Source organism: Neisseria sp. P0004.S004 (assembly GCF_051963335.1).
In the GTDB taxonomy this organism is placed as follows: domain Bacteria; phylum Pseudomonadota; class Gammaproteobacteria; order Burkholderiales; family Neisseriaceae; genus Neisseria.
This window is the reverse complement of sequence record NZ_JBQCUK010000001.1, coordinates 212,644-229,446: the sequence shown is the minus strand read 5'-3', so window position 1 is coordinate 229,446 and position 16,803 is coordinate 212,644. Positions and strand designations below refer to the sequence as shown.

The window sequence follows — 16,803 nt, the reverse complement described above, 5'->3', positions numbered from 1 at the left end:
TAATGGATAGGAATATCGATTGTGGATAAAACACAAAAAATGGAATAAGGCAAAGGCCGTCTGAAACGTTTCAGACGGCCTTGAAATGCCAAGGTTTCCGCATCAGGCGGCAGCCGCTTTCCGTTCATGAATCAGTAAATTCAACAGGGCGGCCGCACCTGCCAAGACTGCGTCGGCGTACCACATCCAGCCGTAATCGTTGAAGCGCGTGATGACGATGCCGCCGATGTACGAACCCAAAAAGCCGCCGATTTGGTGGCTCAACATGGTCAACCCGAAGAGGGTGGCCAAGTAGCGCGTGCCGAAAAGTTTGCCGGTGATGGCGGCGGTGGGGGCGACGGTTGCCAACCAAGTGAAACCGAGTCCGGCGGCGAAAAGATAGAAGTTCAAATCGGTTTTAGGTGCGGCCAGATAAATCAATATCATGGCGACACGCGAAGCATATAAACCGAAGAGGACGTATTTGCCCAAAAATCTGCCGGTACACCAGCCTGAAAAAATACAGCCGGCGATGTTTGCCAAACCAATAATGGCAATAGAGGTCGAAGCGACCGTAGCAGGGAGGCCGCAAAGTGAAATTTCGGTCGGCAGATGAGTAACCAAAAAGGCGATGTGGAAACCGCAGGTAAAGAAACCCAAATGCAGCAAGATATAGCTGCGGTTGGCGAAAGCCTTGCAGATGGCCTGCTTCAGGGTTTGGCCGTCATCGTCGGTATGGACGGTATGAGCAGCATGTTTGCCGCCGGCCAACCACCAAGAAATCGGCAAAATCAAGATGGCTATGACTGCCCAAACATAAAATGTCCCCGTCCAGCCGACGTGGGGCAGGGCAATCAAACCTTGAACCAGCGGCGCGAACAAAAATTGCCCTGCGGACCCGCCTGCATTGACCAAGCCGGAAGCCAAGCCGCGCCGATGAAGCGGCGTTTTGGCAGCGACCTGTCCCATAATGATGGAAAATCCGCCCGAGCCCGTACCGAATGCCAACAATAAACCTATACCCAGCATCAGCCCCCAATAAGTTGGCATTTGCGGCACCATCAGACAGGCGGCAATCAACAGAACTGTACCGCCGGCTAAAACCTTAAACGCGCCGAAACGGTCGGCCAACGCGCCCGACAAGGGTTGCGATATGCCCCACATCAATTGGAAAACGGCAATAATCAGGCTGAACTGGGTCATGCTCAACTCGGTCGAGTTGACGACGGGCAGGACAAAAAGCCCTAAAGTCATCCTCATGCCGATGGTAATCAGCAGAATGGAGGCGGCAGCGGCAATCAGCAGCCACAAATTGGGTAGTTTGGCAGAAGAATCGGTCATGATGTTTGTGTGTGTAAGGGGCAGGGAATAAAAGCTATTTCTGCCGCTATATGATTTATTTGATTTCTCGGCGGGCCGATATATAAACGCGCGATTCTAGCATTGGGCAAGAAACGGCATAAATAACCGTTGGTTCTTTGGATATGGTAAAAAAGTGATATGGCTTGAGGATGAGTAGAGAATGAAGCGGCCAAATATTCTTTGTTTGGTACTGACGGAGCAAGCAAATACCGTTGAATTTTCGTTTGAGAAGAAAGGCCGTCTGAAAAGTTTCAGACGGCCTTTGTTTGACTGACTTACATCAGATGATTTCCAAAATGAAATACTGACGCAGTTTTTCGTACACATTATTTTGTACGTTGATACAACCATTGGTTATGATGCGATCGGCCACATTGGGAGAAGCGATGCGTTCCATGCGCCTTTCCTGCGGCTTGAGCGTCCATACCCTGTGTAACGCAAACAGAAAGTCATTTTCTTCTTTGAAGCCGATAACCTCGCCACCGTAACCCGGTTTGCTGGTCATCATCGGCGTCATATTGAATTTGCCTTTCGGTGTGGTCTTACCGATCAATACCGGATGGCACTGACCGTCATCGGCAAAGCAAAGCTCCGCCTTGGCTGTATTGACCACGACTTTTTTGCGTTGGATATAGTCGCTGACAGCATCGGCAGCGGCCAAAGAATTCAGGCCTGCTGCCAAGGCTATACCCAATAGGATCCGTTTCAAATTTGTCCTTATTGACGGATGCGTTTAGGAGCTTCTTTAATGATCTCGCGGATGATCACTTGAGGCTCTTGTTTAGGTGCAGGAGGAGGACATACGGCATCTTTAGGGAATACCGGATTCCAGAAGAAGCTGCGTGCAAATTTGTCTTTGTCGAAGATCACTTTGTATTGGCAAGTAGTGATGCCTTCAACGCCGGAAGTGTTTTCAGGGTCAACGCCTACGCCTGGGGTGTAGAAGTGGAACAGGTAGTCCCATTCACGCACGCCGACCATGCCTTCGTCGTAGTGAGGACGGCCAAGGATTTTGTAGATGTCGTCTTTGGTCAGGCCGGGACGCATTTGATCCAACTCGTCAAAAGTCGGGAATGTACCGCGGTCTTTGTTGAAGGTCAGGGAGTAAGGTTTAGGGAAGCGTGGCTCGTCGGTAGTGCCTTCAGGAGTGATTTTGCTCTTAGTAGCACAGGCGGCCAGCAGGCCGGTAGCCAGCAGGGCAAAGCCCACTTTTGCGATTTTTTTCATGTGATAATCCTTTTATTGATTTTACTGGCCGAACTTTTCAGACGGCCTGTTAGTGCCGGCAGCGAGTTTGCCGGTTTACCCAAATAATGTTGTGCTTCTTAAAGATGTACCCGACGGTTTGACAAACAGAACATCGGCACATTCCGGCAGGGCATTGCGCCTTATCTCCGTTGTATCCGCCTGAATCGGCAGAACCGTTCAGACGGCCTGACTGACATTTATTGTCACTTTGTAACAATTTCACTGCGAGTAAGGCTTGGGGTTTGGAGATGTCCGGTTTTCGATAAATCAGGTTGTATTGCGTAATACCTTGTTATCTTTGTGCTTTAGTTCATTTTGGCATTTGCCGGAGATTAGGTACTTAATCTTTCGGGTGTTATCCCTGCAAATTGTATGCCAGTTTTCCTTTATACGCATAATCTGTGTATGCCAGAATGTTGGCTTTATACAACATTCATATTAACGAACCAGAAACGGATTGTACCTTTTCTCATGCCCGATGCTGGTCATGCGACCGTGTCCGGTGATAACTTGTGTGTTTTCGGGCAGGGTTAATAGTTTAGCGCAGATATTGTTTATGAGGTCATCATGATTGCCGCGCGGAAAATCTGTGCGACCAACGGTCTCATAAAACAAAACATCGCCTGCGACTAAAAGCCCGTTTTCGGCGTTGTAAAAAACGACTTGGCCGGGGGTGTGGCCGGGAATGTGGAGGACTTGGAAGCTGTGGTTGCCGACCTTGAGCGTTTCCCCTTCTTCCAGCCAGCGTGTCGGCGTGAATGACGGAGAAACGGGGAAACCGTATTGCGCCGTTGTTTGCGGAAGGGCTTGGAGCAGGAATTCGTCGTCTTTGTGCGGGCCGAAGACGGGTACGTCGCAGGTTTTCAAAAGCTCAACCACGCCGCCTGCGTGGTCAAGATGGCCGTGGGTCAGCCAAATGGCGGTCAGCTTGAGGCCTTTGTTTTGGGCTTGTTGCAATAAATAGGGTACGTCGCCACCGACATCGGTCAACACGGCTTCTTTGGTTTCGTCATCCCAAATCAGCGTGCAGTTTTGACGGAAGGGGGTAACGGCGTTGATTTCAAATTGGAGTGCCATGAGTGTTCCTGGGAAAGGCTTATTTAATGTTGTTTACGTTTCAGACGGCCTTTGGTCTATTTAGAATCTAGGCATTGAGCAGGCTTCGTTTACAACGATTTTGCATTTAAGAGCACCAGCTGCATTACATTTATTTAAAGCTTTAGGTTCAGCAAGACCGGGAGCTTCCATACCATAAAATGTTTTTAATTTTTTTCCGGATGTTCCTTGAGCTACTGCAACGCAGCCGTTTCTGACTGAAGCTGCTATAACACAGGGGGCATTGCTTCCTCCTCGTTCACAGGTCCTGATGGCTTCCTTTTCAGCTTCGGCACGAGAATCCATATCGAGTGCACCACCTGAAATACCCGTTTTAATATTAACTGCCAGTGCCAAATATTTTGAAGGAACATCAATATTGATAATTTTGGGTTGAGTGGAACCGCTATTGGAAGATTGGGGTCTTCCAACGTTATATAGAATCTGTCGGCCAGAGCTATCAATAATACGGCAGGTTCCAGTCGCAGGTTGGTATTCTCCACCGCAGCCATTGGCGTAAACATTAAGGCTTGCCAGCCCCAATAACACAAAAAGCATTTTTTTCATTTCAAATCCAATCTATTAGTTACTTAAATCTTTGTCAGTTGATGCACGTCGTCATTTATAAGGTTTCCAATACGTCAGGCAATTCGGCCAAGCTGTTGAGCATGGCGACATGGGGCATGGCGGAAAGTTGTTGGGCGGTGTGCGCGCCGGTGGTAACGGCGATGGCGCGGATTTTGGCGTTGGCGGCCATTTCTAGGTCATGGGTGGTGTCGCCGACGACGACGGCCTCTTCCGGCTCAACACCCAGTCGGTCGCAGAGGGCGAGTACCATATCGGGCGCGGGTTTGGACGGATATTCGCTAGCGCAGGCGGTTTCCAGCCAGAAGGCTTGGGTGCCGGTTTGCTCGATGGACCTATCCAGTCCGCTGCGGCCTTTGCCGGTCGCTACGGCAAGCCAATAGCCTTGTTGCTTCAGGCGTTGCAGGCAGGGCAGGGCTTCGGGGAACAGGGTCATGTTGCGGTTGTTGGGATTGAGGTAGTGCGCGGCATAGGTCTCAATCAGGGTTTCCTGAACGTGTTCGCTGACGTTGTGGGCAAGGCGGCGGATGATGCCGGAGAGGCTGTATCCGATGAGCGGACGGATTTGGTCGGCTTCGGGAACGGGCAGACCGCAATCGGCAAAGCTTTGTTGGAAGGTGTGGATGATGGGGTTGGTGGTGTCGGCAAGCGTGCCGTCCCAGTCGAAAATGATGAGTTTGGGTTTCATGGGTTTCCTTTCAGACGGCCTTTTCCTGATTTTCCAACATTAAAACAAATTGCGCCAATTCTTGCGGCAGGGGCGCTTTCAGAATCAGTTTTTCGCCGGTCAGCGGATGGGCGAGGTGCAGCTCGGAGGCGTGCAGGAACATTCTTTTCAAACCGAGTTTCTGCAGGCGTTTGTTGGCTTGATAGTCGCCGTAGCGTTCGTCGCCGGCAATGGGGCAGTTTTGTGATTGCAGGTGGACGCGGATTTGGTGGGTGCGGCCGGTTTTTAGGGTGGCTTCGACAAAGGTCAGGTCGGACAGGCCGACTTGGTGCAAAAGGCCGTCTGAAAAACGGTTTAACACGCGGAAGATGGTGTGGGCGGATTGGCCGTCTTCGCTGACGCGCACCATTTTTTCGCCTTGTGCGCCGGTGTATTTGAACAGGGGGAGCTTGACGTGGAAGCGGTCGTTCGGCAGCCTGCCGACACCCAGCGCGAGATAGATTTTTTTCGGATGGTCGTTGCGGATGGCTTCGTGCAGTTTCACCAAGGCGCTGCGTTTTTTGGCAATCATCAAAAGGCCGCTGGTGTCTTTGTCGAGGCGGTGGACGAGTTCGAGATAACGCGCTTCGGGACGGGCACGGCGGATTTGTTCGATGACGCCGAAGCTCACGCCGCTGCCGCCGTGAACGGCAACGCCGGATGGTTTGTTGATGACCAAAAGCGCATCGTCTTCGTAAATGATGTCAAATTCGCGTGCAGGCGCGGCCTGGCTTTCAGACGGCCTTTGTTTTTCGGCGGTGCGTATCGGCGGAATGCGGACGGTATCGCCTGCCTGAATGCGGTTGTCGGGTTTGCAGCGTTTTTTGTTCAGCCGCACTTCGCCGGCGCGGATGATGCGGTGGATATGGCTTTTCGGGACGCCTTTGAGGATTTTTATCAGATAGTTATCAAGGCGTTGGCCTTCCTCGTGTTCGGCAACGGCAATCAGGCTGACTGAATCTTTGCGTATTGCGTGCATTTTCTCTATAATCCCAAACGTCCGTTTCGGGACCCGAACCTGCCGTCGCAGGCCGTCTGAAACGGATTTATTGTTAAAACGAGATTTTATATTAAAAACGCACTCCGCAAAGCATTTCCTTGTGTTTGTTCAAAGCCGGCAAACGCAATCCCGTAATTAAGTTTGAGTTGAACTTGCCGTCCGGCCGGGCGTAAGACGCAATCCGCGCAGTACCGTCCGAAATTATCGGCGCTACGATAATAAGAAGATGTAGGCTGCCTTATTTTGTCCGAAGCATCAGCATTCGGACGGCAGCGGAACCATCAACCTTTCCGCCGCATTGTTCTTTATTTCCTTCTTTATCCGAATCCGTCCGCACATGGCTTGAGTTCAAGCATGCAACCTTGCGGATTTCAAATCAAAAACTGGTTACACAGGGGTTCCCCCATCTTGCCTTTGCAGAGTGCCAACCGGACAGACAGGCCGTCTGAAAAAGATATTCACAAATCAAACGGCCGCTGTTCACGAGGTGACTATGAAAAGAATGTTATTCAACGCAACGCAGGCCGAAGAGCTGCGCGTTGCCATTGTCGATGGCCAAAACCTTTTGGACTTGGACATCGAAACGCTGGGCAAAGAACAGCGTAAAGGCAATATCTACAAAGGTATCATTACCCGCATCGAGCCGTCGCTGGAAGCGTGTTTCGTCGATTACGGAACCGACCGCCACGGCTTTTTGCCGTTTAAGGAAGTGTCGCGCTCATATTTCCGCGACTACGAAGGCGGCAGGGCGCGTATTCAAGACGTGCTCAAAGAAGGCATGGAAGTCATCGTCCAAGTCGAAAAAGACGAGCGCGGCAACAAAGGCGCGGCGCTGACTACCTTCATCAGCCTGGCCGGCCGCTATTTGGTATTGATGCCGAACAATCCGCGCGGCGGCGGCGTATCCCGCCGTATCGAAGGCGAAGAGCGCCAAGAGTTGAAAGCCGCCATGGCAGAACTCGACATTCCGAACGGCATGAGCATCATCGCCCGCACCGCCGGCATCGGCCGCAGCGCGGAAGAGTTGGAATGGGACTTGAACTACCTCAAACAGCTCTGGCAAGCCATTGAAGAAGCAGGCAAAGCGCATCATGACCCTTACCTGCTCTTTATGGAAAGCTCGCTGCTGATTCGTGCGATTCGCGACTATTTCCGTCCCGACATCGGCGAGATTTTGGTGGACAATCAAGAAGTTTACGACCAAGTTGCCGAGTTCATGAGCTACGTCATGCCGAGCAATGTAGGCCGTCTGAAACTCTATCAAGACCACACGCCGCTGTTCTCCCGTTTCCAAATCGAACACCAAATCGAAAGTGCGTTCTCACGCAGCGTCAGCCTGCCTTCCGGCGGCGCGATTGTGATCGACCATACCGAAGCCCTGGTTTCCATCGACGTCAACTCTGCGCGTGCCACACGCGGCTCGGATATTGAAGACACCGCGTTCAAAACCAATATGGAAGCCGCCGAAGAGGTCGCCCGTCAAATGCGCCTGCGCGACTTGGGCGGTTTGGTCGTCATCGACTTCATCGATATGGAAAATCCGAAACACCAACGCGATGTTGAAAACGTCCTGCGCGACGCGCTCAAAAAAGACCGCGCACGCGTGCAAATGGGCAAACTTTCGCGTTTCGGCCTTTTGGAGTTGAGCCGCCAACGTTTGAAACCGGCTCTGGGAGAAAGCAGCCATGTTGCGTGTCCGCGCTGTGCCGGTACCGGCGTTATCCGCGGTATCGAATCCACCGCCCTGCACGTTTTGCGCATCATTCAAGAAGAAGCAATGAAAGACAACACCGGCGAAGTACGCGCACAGGTGCCTGTCGATGTCGCCACCTTCCTGTTGAACGAAAAACGCGCCGAGCTGTTTGCGATGGAAGAACGTTTGGATGTGAACGTCGTCCTGATTCCAAACATCCACTTGGAAAATCCGCACTACGAAATCAACCGCATCCGCATCGATGACGTAGAAGAAGACGGCGAACCGAGCTACAAACGCGTTGCCGAGCCGGAAGAAGACGAATCCGCCAAACCTTTCGGCAGCGAAAAAGCCAAAGCTTCCCGTCCTGAGCCTGCCGTCAAAGGCGTGCGCCATACCCAGCCTGCACCGACTGTCGCCCCTGAGAAAAAAGCCTCTTGGTGGGACAGCTTCAAAGCCTGGTTGAAACGCATTTTCGGCGGCGAGCCTGCACCTGCGGCAGTTGCTCAAGAGCCTGCCGAAAAACGCACTACAACCAACCGCAGCCAAAACAGCAACCGCCGTTCAAACAGCCGCCGTCAAAATCCACGCCGCAACAACAAAAACGACGGCAGCAAAGTTGAAGTGCGCGAAGTGAATGCCGAAGCTGCCGAGAGCAAGTTTGAAGAAAACAAATCAAGCGAAAGCCGCAACGACGAGCGTAAAGAAAGCCGCCGCAGCCGCAACCGCAACAACCGCCGCGATGAGCGCAACAACGAGCGTAACCGTGTTGAGGAAACGGTTGAAGACGTAAACGTTCAAGAAGTGGCCGCACTGGCTGAGATGCCGTCTGAAAACCAAGCGGAACAAAACGGCAATAAACGCCGCCGCAACAACGGCCGTAACGAGCGCAACCGTAACCAATATGCGGAAAACCGTGTTGAGGACGTGAACGTTCAAGCCGATGGCGAACAGGCGCAAGTCGAAGCGGACGACAACGCCCGCAGCGAAGAGGGTGTGAAAAACAACGGCCGTCAAGGACGCGACTGCAACAACCGTCAGCGCAACAACCGTCAGCGCAACAACCGCAACGACCGCCGTTCCAACAGCAAAAAACGCAATATTCCGTCTTCAGCAAAAATCGAGCAATACCTGAACATTACCGATACCGCCGACAAAGTTCTCTTTGCTGTGGCGCATGTTTTGGGTTTGAACGAAACGGTTGAAGCTGCAAATGCGACATTGTCTTCTGAAAGCGATCAAGCCGAGCCGCTGGTGATTGTAGTATCCGAGCCTGAAGTGACCAGCGCAGAGCCATTCGTATTTGCGATTGAAAGCGAAGACGAGCCTGCCGTAGCGCAAACTGAAGGCGCTGATGCCGAACAAGCCCTGCTTGCTTCTGCAGTCAGCAATGTCAAAGAAGCCATTGCTGCGGTATTGTCTCCAAATGCAACGGCTACTGTTGCATCGGTTGAAGCACCAGCCGAAACTGTTGTCACACAAACTGAAGCCGTAGCTGAAGCAGCGCCTGTCGCAATCGTTGTGCCTGAGAGCTTGGGCGATTTGATCTTCGTTGAAACCGATCCGCAAGCCGTTGCCGCTTTTGCCGCGCAGCCACAACCTGAACCGGTTGCTAAAACACGCCGTTCGGATGTGCCTAAAGTAGAAGTGGAAGACACAGCAGTCGAAATGATTTTGGTGGAAACACGCAAAGACTAAGATTGGTTTTCCAGTTAAAAGCCCGATGTTGAACGCATCGGGCTTTTTTACAGGAGAAGTGCTACGACTATAGGGAATAGTTAAGAAAAGGAAATTTCTTTTGAGGAGAGTGAGAAGTATGAAGCATCAAGAAGTTGGAGTTATCGATATTTAAAGGTCAGAATCATTGCTACCTTGAAAGACTTAGCCTTTACATAGGGTTGGTCCTGTATAAAAAATAAGATCATGGAAGTATGAATATGAAGTTAAGATATTTTGAATTAGATAGACCTTATGTGGAAAATCGCCAAAGGATCGAGGAGTTGATGGACTCAGCTTCATTAAGATACGAGGAGGCCAGGATAGAGGACTACAATCAAAATTGGAAATGCCGTAGAAAAGCGTTTGTATATGAATCGAAGTGTATGACATCTATGTTGGAGCGACTCTTCAAGCCTGTTCCAACTAAGGATTGTTGGAAAATCATCATAGAATGCATGGATAAGGTCTGCAATCCTTGTATCATAAACTTACTTGGTGTCTATACTGTTCAGGTTCCATTTGATTTTTGTACCTATGAAGCTTTAGATCCTGTTGATAAGAAAAAGATGCTCTTGGCTGCCTTAGTCGAAGGGGCAAACCGTGTATTTCATAAGCTTTCTATTCCATTCTGCTTACTTGGGGATGTAGTGAATGAAATAGAGAGAAACCATTATGAAAATAGTTGGGTATGGAAAAAGAAGAAGATTCAATCCACCACTTTTTCCATTCAAGTGGAACATCAGATCGATAAAGTTGACTTGTTTTGGAATATTGAAAATAAAGACAAGAGTATTCGTCATTTGATTAAAACCTGTCCTGCTCATGAAATGGATTATGGCGTTTACCTTGGTAAATTAGAGGTAAATGATAATTTCCTTTATCTATTGGGTAAAAATAATGAGGTCGTAAGCAAGGTTTCTATAAATAAATGAAGGATAGCTGCTTGTAGTTTTTCTTAAACAGCCAACTATGTCAGAGCGATAGAGTTAGAAAAGGCCGTCTGAAATGGTTTCAGACGGCCTTGGTTTGTGTGTGTATGTTTAGGTATTGTGATTAGTTTTTGTTCAGAGAGTCACGGATTTCGCGCAACAACAGAACTTCTTCGCTAGGCTCTGCTGGTGCTTCTTCAGCAGGAGCTTCGGCTTTTTTCACAGAGTTGATGGCTTTAACCACGCAGAAGATGGCAGCGGCGATGATCAGGAAGCTGATTACAGTGTTGATGAACAGACCGATGTTCAGGGTAACGGCACCGGCTGCTTGAGCGGCCGCCAGGTTAGCGTAACCGGCTTCAGGAGCGGCTTGTGCGCCGTCTTTCAGCGTGATGAACAGGTTGGAGAAATCAACGCCACCGATCAACAGACCGATAGGAGGCATGATTACATCGTCAACTAATGATTTGACGATGCCGCTGAATGCTGTACCGACAACCATACCGACTGCGAGGTCGACAACGTTGCCACGCATAATAAATTCTTTAAATTCTGAAGCGATTGACATAATTAATCTCCTGTATGTGTTTGAGTCAAAATCAGATGTGATTCAATAAATCGGCAGGCATATTAACGCTTTATCGGTTAAGAAAAATTCATTAATGTTAAATTTTGTATTTTATGCCAAAAATGTCCTGCTTCTATGCCTTCTGTATGAAAAACAGGCCGTCTGAAATTTTTCTGTTACTTTTTTACACTTTTTATCAGCGGCTAAGTATCAGATAACATGAATGTTATCTTTAGAATCAATGCTCTACCTTGCCTTTTAAATGAGATGAAATGATAATGTTGTAATGTTATTAACATAATGTGCCAAAGCATACGGCAATCATATTTCCTACGTGTATTTGAATTTCAGACGGCCTTATCGATTATGCAGTCATTCAAACCATAATGTAATGGCCATAAAAAACGCACTTTCATGATGAAAGTGCGTTTGGTGTGAAAACTGTTTAGTTCTCTTCGTCGTTCAGTGCGTTGATGCTGTAACCGCCGTCAACGTACGTAATCTCGCCGGTGATGCCGGAAGCGAGGTCGGACAGCAGGAAGGCGGCTGTGTTACCGACTTCTTCAGTGGTAACGTTGCGACCCAATGGGTTGTGGGAAGCGACGTGGCCCAAGAGTTTGCTGAGATCGGCGATGCCGGAAGCGGCCAGGGTTTTGATCGGGCCTGCGGAGATGCCGTTGCAGCGGATGCCTTCTTTGCCCAGGCAGGCGGCAGTGAAGCGGATGCCGGCTTCGAGGCTGGCTTTGGCCATGCCCATAACGTTGTAGTTAGGAATGGCACGAACGGCGCCCAAGTAGCTCAGTGCAACGATTGCGGCGTTGCGGCCCTGCATCATCGGACGGGCGGCTTTTGCCAGCGCAGGCAGGCTGTATGCGGAGATTTCGTGAGCGGTGTTGAATGCTTCGCGGCTGATGCTGTCGAGGAAGTCGCCGCTCAAAGCTTCTTTAGGGGCGAAGCCGATGGAGTGAACCAAGCCGTCCAAGCCGTCCCAGTGTTTGCCCAAGTCAACGAAAACTTGGTTGATTTCGTCGTCGCTGGCAACGTCGCAGCGGAACACGAGTTCGGAGCCGAGTTCGGCCGCCATTTTACGGACGCGCTCTTCCAGTTTGTCGACAACATAAGTAAATGCCAATTCCGCGCCTTGTTCGCGGCAGGCTTTGGCGATGCCGTAAGCGATGGAACGCTCGGAGATCATGCCGGTAATCAGAATTTTTTTGCCTTGCAAAAAGCCCATTTTCTTATCCTTTAGCAGTGGTATTGCGGTTGCATTAAACGGCGCATTATAGCAAAAACCGCTGTTTCGGTATAGAAAAAAACGGATAACCCTTTGTCTTGCCTCAAATAGGGATAAGGTTTTCTGTCAAGGCCGTCTGAAACCTGACGGAACGGCGGCAAAACGTTATACTTGATAGTCTTAATGACCGATGTTTCAGGAGTGAACCATGCCCGAGCAAAAACGCATTCTTTGCCGAGAACTCAGCCTGTTGGCGTTTAACCGCCGTGTACTGGCTCAGGCGCAGGATACGAAAGTTCCTTTGTTGGAGCGTTTGCGTTTTTTGTGCATCGTGTCTTCCAATTTGGACGAATTTTTTGAAGTCCGCATGGCGTGGTTGAAACGCGAAAACAAACTGCGTCCGCATCAGCCGCTCGACAACGGAAAAACCGCGGCCGAAACCATCGAAGCGGTGGCGAAAGAGGCGCAGGCTCTGATCCGCGAGCAGTACGACCTGTTTAACAAAGTATTGCAGCCTGCACTCAGCCGCGCTGGCATTCATTTCTATCGCCGCCACAAATGGACGGCCGCGCAGAAAAAATGGATTGAAAACTATTTTGACAACGAGCTTTTGCCCATTCTCACCCCCATCGGCCTTGATCCGTCACACCCGTTCCCGCGCCCGTTAAACAAATCGCTCAACTTCGCCGTCGAACTCGAAGGCACAGATGCGTTCGGCCGTCCGTCAGGAATGGCAATTGTGCAGGCACCGCGCATTTTGCCGCGCGTCGTCCCCATGCCGTCTGAAATTTGCGGCGGCGACGCAGGCTTTGTGTTCTTATCGTCTATTTTGCACGCCCATGTCGGTAAACTTTTCCCCGGCATGAAAGTGAAGGGTTGCCATCAATTCCGCCTCACGCGCGACAGCGATTTGACGGTGGATGAGGAAGATTTGAAAAACCTGCGCGCCGCGATTCAAAACGAATTGCACGACCGCGAATACGGCGACGGCGTGCGCTTGGAAGTGGCGGATACTTGCCCGGCATACATTCACGATTTCCTGCTCGCCCAGTTCAAACTGACTTCTACCGAGCTGTATCAGGTCAAAGGGCCGGTCAATTTGGTGCGCCTTAATGCCGTTCCCGATTTGGTGGACAGGCCAGATTTGAAGTTTCCGCCGCGCAATGCAGGCCGTCTGAAAGCCTTGCGCAAAAATGGCTCCGTGTTCAAACTGGTCAAACAGTCGCCGATTTTGCTGCACCATCCGTATCAGTCGTTTGATCCGGTTGTCCAAATGATACGCGAGGCTGCGGCCGATCCGGATGTATTGGCCGTCAAAATGACCATCTACCGCACCGGCAGCAATTCCGAGCTTGTGCGCGCATTGATGAAGGCCGCGCTGGCGGGTAAACAAGTTACCGTCGTGGTCGAACTGATGGCGCGTTTTGACGAAGCCAACAACGTCAACTGGGCGAAGCAGCTGGAAGAGGCGGGCGCGCACGTCGTGTACGGCGTATTCGGCTACAAAGTCCATGCCAAAATGGCTTTGGTTATCCGTCGCGAAGACGGCGTGCTCAAGCGTTATGCCCACCTCGGTACCGGCAACTACCACCAAGGCACATCGCGCATTTACACCGACTTCGGCATCATTACCGCCGACGAACAAATCACTGCCGATGTGAACATTCTGTTTATGGAAATCACAGGCTTGGGCAAGCCGGGCCGTCTGAACAAGCTCTATCAAAGCCCGTTTACCCTGCACAAAATGGTCATCGACCGCATCAAGCAGGAAACAGAACACGCCAAAGCCGGTAAACCGGCACGGATTACCGCCAAGATGAATTCACTCATCGAGCCGAGTGTGATTGATGCGCTGTATCAAGCCAGCGCGGCAGGCGTGCAAATCGACCTGATTGTGCGCGGTATGTGTACCTTGCGCCCGGGTGTCAAAGGCTTGTCCGAAAACATCCGCGTCCGCTCCATCATCGGCCGCCAACTCGAACACTCGCGCGTGTATTGCTTCCATAACAATGGTGCAGACGATACCTTTATCTCCAGCGCCGACTGGATGGGTCGCAACTTCTTCCGCCGCATTGAAGTCGCCACGCCGATTACCACGCCCGAACTCAAAGAGCGCGTGATCCGCGAAGGCTTGGAAATGGCTTTGGAAGACAATACCCAGGCTTGGCTGATGCAGCCTGACGGCAGCTATGTCCGCACCCAGCCGAAAGACGGCGAGCCTGCGTTTGGTTTGCAGGAAGGTTTGTGGAAAATATACGGGCGTTGAGTTGAATCATACTTAGGCCGTCTGAAACGCAGGTTTCAGACGGCCTTTTTGATTTTGCCGTTATAATTCCGTTTCCCAATCTTTCAGACGGCCTTTTTTTATGAAATCCTACCCCGATTCCTATCTCCATTTTGAAAACCTCGACGCCCCCGAAACGCAAGATTTTGCCGCCGCGGCGCATGCCGAAACGCGTGCGCGTTTTTTAGAAAACGACAAAGCACGCGAATTGTCTGACGGCATTTTGGCGCAGATGCAGGACACGCGGCAGATTCCGTTTTGTCAGGAACACCGCGCGCGGATGTACCATTTCCATCAGGACGCGGAATATCCGAAGGGCGTGTACCGCGTGTGCACGGCGGCGACTTATCGTTCCGGCTATCCTGAGTGGAAAATCCTGTTTTCAGTGGCGGATTTCGACGAATTGCTCGGCGACGATGTGTATTTGGGCGGTGTGTCGCACTTGGTAGAGCAGCCCAACCGCGCGTTGTTAACACTGAGCAAATCGGGCGGCGATACGGCTTATACGCTGGAAGTGGATTTGGAAGCAGGGGAATTGGTAGAAGGCGGCTTTCACTTTCCGGCAGGCAAAAACCATGTGTCGTGGCGCGATGAAAACAGCGTTTGGGTGTGTCCGGCTTGGGACGAACGCCAGTTGACCGAATCTGGCTATCCGCGCGAAGTGTGGCTGGTGGAGCGCGGCAAAAGTTTCGAGGAAAGCCTGCCGGTGTATCAAATCGATAAAGGCGCGATGATGGTGAACGCGTGGCGTTATCTCGATCCGCAGGGTTCGCCGATTGATTTGATTGAAGCGTCGGACGGTTTTTACACCAAAACCTATTTGCAGGTGTCGTCCGAAGGCGAGGCGAAGCCGTTAAACCTGCCCAATGATTGCGATGTGGTCGGCTATCTGGCGGGGCATCTTTTGCTGACGTTGCGCAAAGACTGGAACCGTGCGAATCAAAGTTATCCGAGCGGCGCGCTGGTGGCGGTGAAGCTGAATCGGGGCGAATTGGGCGCGGCGCAGCTTTTGTTTGCGCCAGATGAAACGCAGGCATTGGAAAGCGTGGAAACGACCAAGCGTTTTGTGGTGGCGAGCCTGTTGGAAAACGTACAAGGCCGTCTGAAAGCATGGCGTTTTACCGATGGTAAATGGCAGGAAGTCGAGTTGCCGCGCCTGCCTTCGGGCGCGTTGGAAATGACCGACCAGCCGTGGGGCGGAGACGTGGTTTACCTTGCCGCCAGCGATTTCACCACGCCGCTGACACTGTTTGCGCTGGATTTGAACGTGATGGAACTGACCGTCATGCGCCGCCAGCCGCAACAGTTTGATTCAGACGGCATCAACGTGCAGCAGTTTTGGACGACTTCGGCCGACGGCGAGCGCATTCCTTATTTCCACGTCGGCAAAAACGCCGCCCCCGACACGCCGACCTTAGTCTATGCCTACGGCGGTTTCGGCATTCCCGAATTACCGCATTATCTGGGCAGCGTCGGCAAATATTGGCTGGAAGAGGGCAACGCCTTCGTGTTGGCGAACATACGCGGCGGCGGCGAATTCGGCCCGCGCTGGCATCAGGCGGCGCAAGGCGTAAGCAAACATAAAAGCGTCGACGATTTGCTGGCAGTCGTGCGCGATTTGTCCGAACGCGGCATGAGTTCGCCCGAACACATCGGTTTGCAGGGCGGCAGCAACGGCGGCCTGATTACCGCCGCCGCCTTCGTGCGCGAACCGCAAAGCATCGGTGCGCTGGTGTGCGAAGTGCCGCTGACCGACATGATCCGTTATCCGCTGCTGTCCGCCGGTTCAAGCTGGACGGACGAATACGGCAATCCGCAGAAATACGAAGTCTGCAAACGCTGGCTTGGCGAATTGTCGCCGTATCACAATCTTTCAGACGGCATCGATTATCCGCCCGCACTCATTACCACCAGCCTCAGCGACGACCGCGTCCATCCCGCCCACGCGCTCAAGTTCTACGCCAAACTGCGCGAAACCTCGCCGCAATCTTGGCTCTACTCGCCTGACGGCGGCGGCCATACCGGCAACGGCACGCAACGCGAATCCGCCGACGAACTCGCCTGCGTGTTGCTGTTTTTGAAAGAATTTTTGGGGTAGAAAGAACCTTGTTTGATTTGCCCGCTTATGTCGGGCCGTCTGAAAGGGCGGGCAATAAAACGAGTTTGATGGCGTTGCGAGGCCTTATTTAAGGCATTTTTGATTCGTCTTATACTCCTGCCAGACGCGCGAAAACGGAAAGAAAAAACGGCGAAAACCGGTTTTTCAGACGGCCGAGATTCACGATAATCAAACTTAACCCTATGATATCAAATAAAAACAATTTCCTGCTTGTAGGTTAAAATCAGCCTATGCTAATATGCGCAACAACAGGTTTTTACTGAATAATCTGTGCTAAAATGC

Annotated in this window: 13 protein-coding genes; 4 read left to right on the top strand and 9 right to left on the bottom strand. The window is 51.4% G+C overall.

Features of this window, described 5'->3' with window-relative positions; genetic code table 11:
• Window positions 1-102 precede the first annotated feature (102 nt).
• From ACTHRY_RS01125 to ACTHRY_RS01095, 7 genes are all read right to left on the bottom strand, one after another.
• Window positions 103-1,320, bottom strand: a complete 1,218-nt coding sequence (locus ACTHRY_RS01125; protein WP_049323586.1) for an MFS transporter — start codon at window positions 1,318-1,320, stop codon at window positions 103-105.
• Window positions 1,321-1,621: 301 nt separating this feature from the next.
• The gene (locus ACTHRY_RS01120) at window positions 1,622-2,050 is read right to left on the bottom strand and encodes a hypothetical protein (RefSeq protein WP_036492127.1); all 429 of its coding nucleotides are present in this window, start codon (window positions 2,048-2,050) and stop codon (window positions 1,622-1,624) included.
• 8 nt (window positions 2,051-2,058) lie between these two features.
• A complete protein-coding gene (locus ACTHRY_RS01115) occupies window positions 2,059-2,568 on the bottom strand; it encodes an outer membrane protein assembly factor BamE (protein WP_049323584.1) in 510 nt (169 codons plus the stop codon).
• Window positions 2,569-3,027: 459 nt separating this feature from the next.
• Window positions 3,028-3,666, bottom strand: a complete 639-nt coding sequence (locus ACTHRY_RS01110) for an MBL fold metallo-hydrolase (RefSeq protein ID WP_049323583.1) — start codon at window positions 3,664-3,666, stop codon at window positions 3,028-3,030.
• A gap of 60 nt (window positions 3,667-3,726) precedes the next feature.
• Window positions 3,727-4,251: a DUF4189 domain-containing protein gene (locus ACTHRY_RS01105; RefSeq protein ID WP_049323581.1), complete on the bottom strand. Its 525-nt coding sequence runs from the start codon at window positions 4,249-4,251 to the stop codon at window positions 3,727-3,729.
• A 55-nt stretch (window positions 4,252-4,306) separates the two neighbouring features.
• Window positions 4,307-4,957 carry an HAD-IA family hydrolase gene (locus tag ACTHRY_RS01100; RefSeq protein WP_049323580.1) on the bottom strand — a complete coding sequence of 217 codons (651 nt, stop codon included), beginning with the start codon at window positions 4,955-4,957 and terminating at the stop codon, window positions 4,307-4,309.
• A 10-nt stretch (window positions 4,958-4,967) separates the two neighbouring features.
• Window positions 4,968-5,954, bottom strand: a complete 987-nt coding sequence (locus ACTHRY_RS01095) for an RluA family pseudouridine synthase (protein ID WP_049323579.1) — start codon at window positions 5,952-5,954, stop codon at window positions 4,968-4,970.
• A gap of 514 nt (window positions 5,955-6,468) precedes the next feature.
• Between ACTHRY_RS01095 and ACTHRY_RS01090 the strand changes: the two genes are divergently transcribed.
• Entirely contained in the window at window positions 6,469-9,366 is a 2,898-nt protein-coding gene (locus tag ACTHRY_RS01090) for an Rne/Rng family ribonuclease (RefSeq protein WP_440373974.1), read from the top strand.
• 233 nt (window positions 9,367-9,599) lie between these two features.
• The gene (locus ACTHRY_RS01085) at window positions 9,600-10,319 is read left to right on the top strand and encodes a hypothetical protein (protein WP_199900426.1); all 720 of its coding nucleotides are present in this window, start codon (window positions 9,600-9,602) and stop codon (window positions 10,317-10,319) included.
• Window positions 10,320-10,440: 121 nt separating this feature from the next.
• Here ACTHRY_RS01085 and mscL read toward each other — a convergent pair whose 3' ends face one another.
• Complete coding sequence (gene mscL, locus ACTHRY_RS01080; RefSeq protein WP_107792171.1) at window positions 10,441-10,884, bottom strand: large conductance mechanosensitive channel protein MscL; 444 nt, start codon at window positions 10,882-10,884, stop codon at window positions 10,441-10,443.
• Window positions 10,885-11,329: 445 nt separating this feature from the next.
• Complete coding sequence (fabI, locus tag ACTHRY_RS01075; protein WP_003748060.1) at window positions 11,330-12,118, bottom strand: enoyl-ACP reductase FabI; 789 nt, start codon at window positions 12,116-12,118, stop codon at window positions 11,330-11,332.
• Window positions 12,119-12,326: 208 nt separating this feature from the next.
• Between fabI and ppk1 the strand changes: the two genes are divergently transcribed.
• On the top strand, window positions 12,327-14,384 hold the full coding sequence (ppk1, locus tag ACTHRY_RS01070; RefSeq protein ID WP_440373973.1) for a polyphosphate kinase 1: 2,058 nt from the start codon (window positions 12,327-12,329) through the stop codon (window positions 14,382-14,384).
• A gap of 100 nt (window positions 14,385-14,484) precedes the next feature.
• The gene (locus ACTHRY_RS01065) at window positions 14,485-16,500 is read left to right on the top strand and encodes a prolyl oligopeptidase family serine peptidase (RefSeq protein WP_049323117.1); all 2,016 of its coding nucleotides are present in this window, start codon (window positions 14,485-14,487) and stop codon (window positions 16,498-16,500) included.
• Window positions 16,501-16,803: the final 303 nt, after the last annotated feature.

Bases quoted from the DNA above. Each gene is read 5' to 3' on its own strand.
- ACTHRY_RS01125 (WP_049323586.1), bottom strand. From the start codon at position 1,320: ATGACCGATTCTTCTGCCAAACTACCCAATTTGTGGCTGCTGATTGCC.
- ACTHRY_RS01115 (WP_049323584.1), bottom strand. From the start codon at position 2,568: ATGAAAAAAATCGCAAAAGTGGGCTTTGCCCTGCTGGCTACCGGCCTG.
- ACTHRY_RS01110 (WP_049323583.1), bottom strand. From the start codon at position 3,666: ATGGCACTCCAATTTGAAATCAACGCCGTTACCCCCTTCCGTCAAAAC.
- ACTHRY_RS01105 (WP_049323581.1), bottom strand. From the start codon at position 4,251: ATGAAAAAAATGCTTTTTGTGTTATTGGGGCTGGCAAGCCTTAATGTT.
- ACTHRY_RS01100 (WP_049323580.1), bottom strand. From the start codon at position 4,957: ATGAAACCCAAACTCATCATTTTCGACTGGGACGGCACGCTTGCCGAC.
- ACTHRY_RS01095 (WP_049323579.1), bottom strand. From the start codon at position 5,954: ATGCACGCAATACGCAAAGATTCAGTCAGCCTGATTGCCGTTGCCGAA.
- ACTHRY_RS01090 (WP_440373974.1), top strand. From the start codon at position 6,469: ATGAAAAGAATGTTATTCAACGCAACGCAGGCCGAAGAGCTGCGCGTT.
- ACTHRY_RS01085 (WP_199900426.1), top strand. From the start codon at position 9,600: ATGAATATGAAGTTAAGATATTTTGAATTAGATAGACCTTATGTGGAA.
- mscL (WP_107792171.1), bottom strand. From the start codon at position 10,884: ATGTCAATCGCTTCAGAATTTAAAGAATTTATTATGCGTGGCAACGTT.
- fabI (WP_003748060.1), bottom strand. From the start codon at position 12,118: ATGGGCTTTTTGCAAGGCAAAAAAATTCTGATTACCGGCATGATCTCC.
- ppk1 (WP_440373973.1), top strand. From the start codon at position 12,327: ATGCCCGAGCAAAAACGCATTCTTTGCCGAGAACTCAGCCTGTTGGCG.
- ACTHRY_RS01065 (WP_049323117.1), top strand. From the start codon at position 14,485: ATGAAATCCTACCCCGATTCCTATCTCCATTTTGAAAACCTCGACGCC.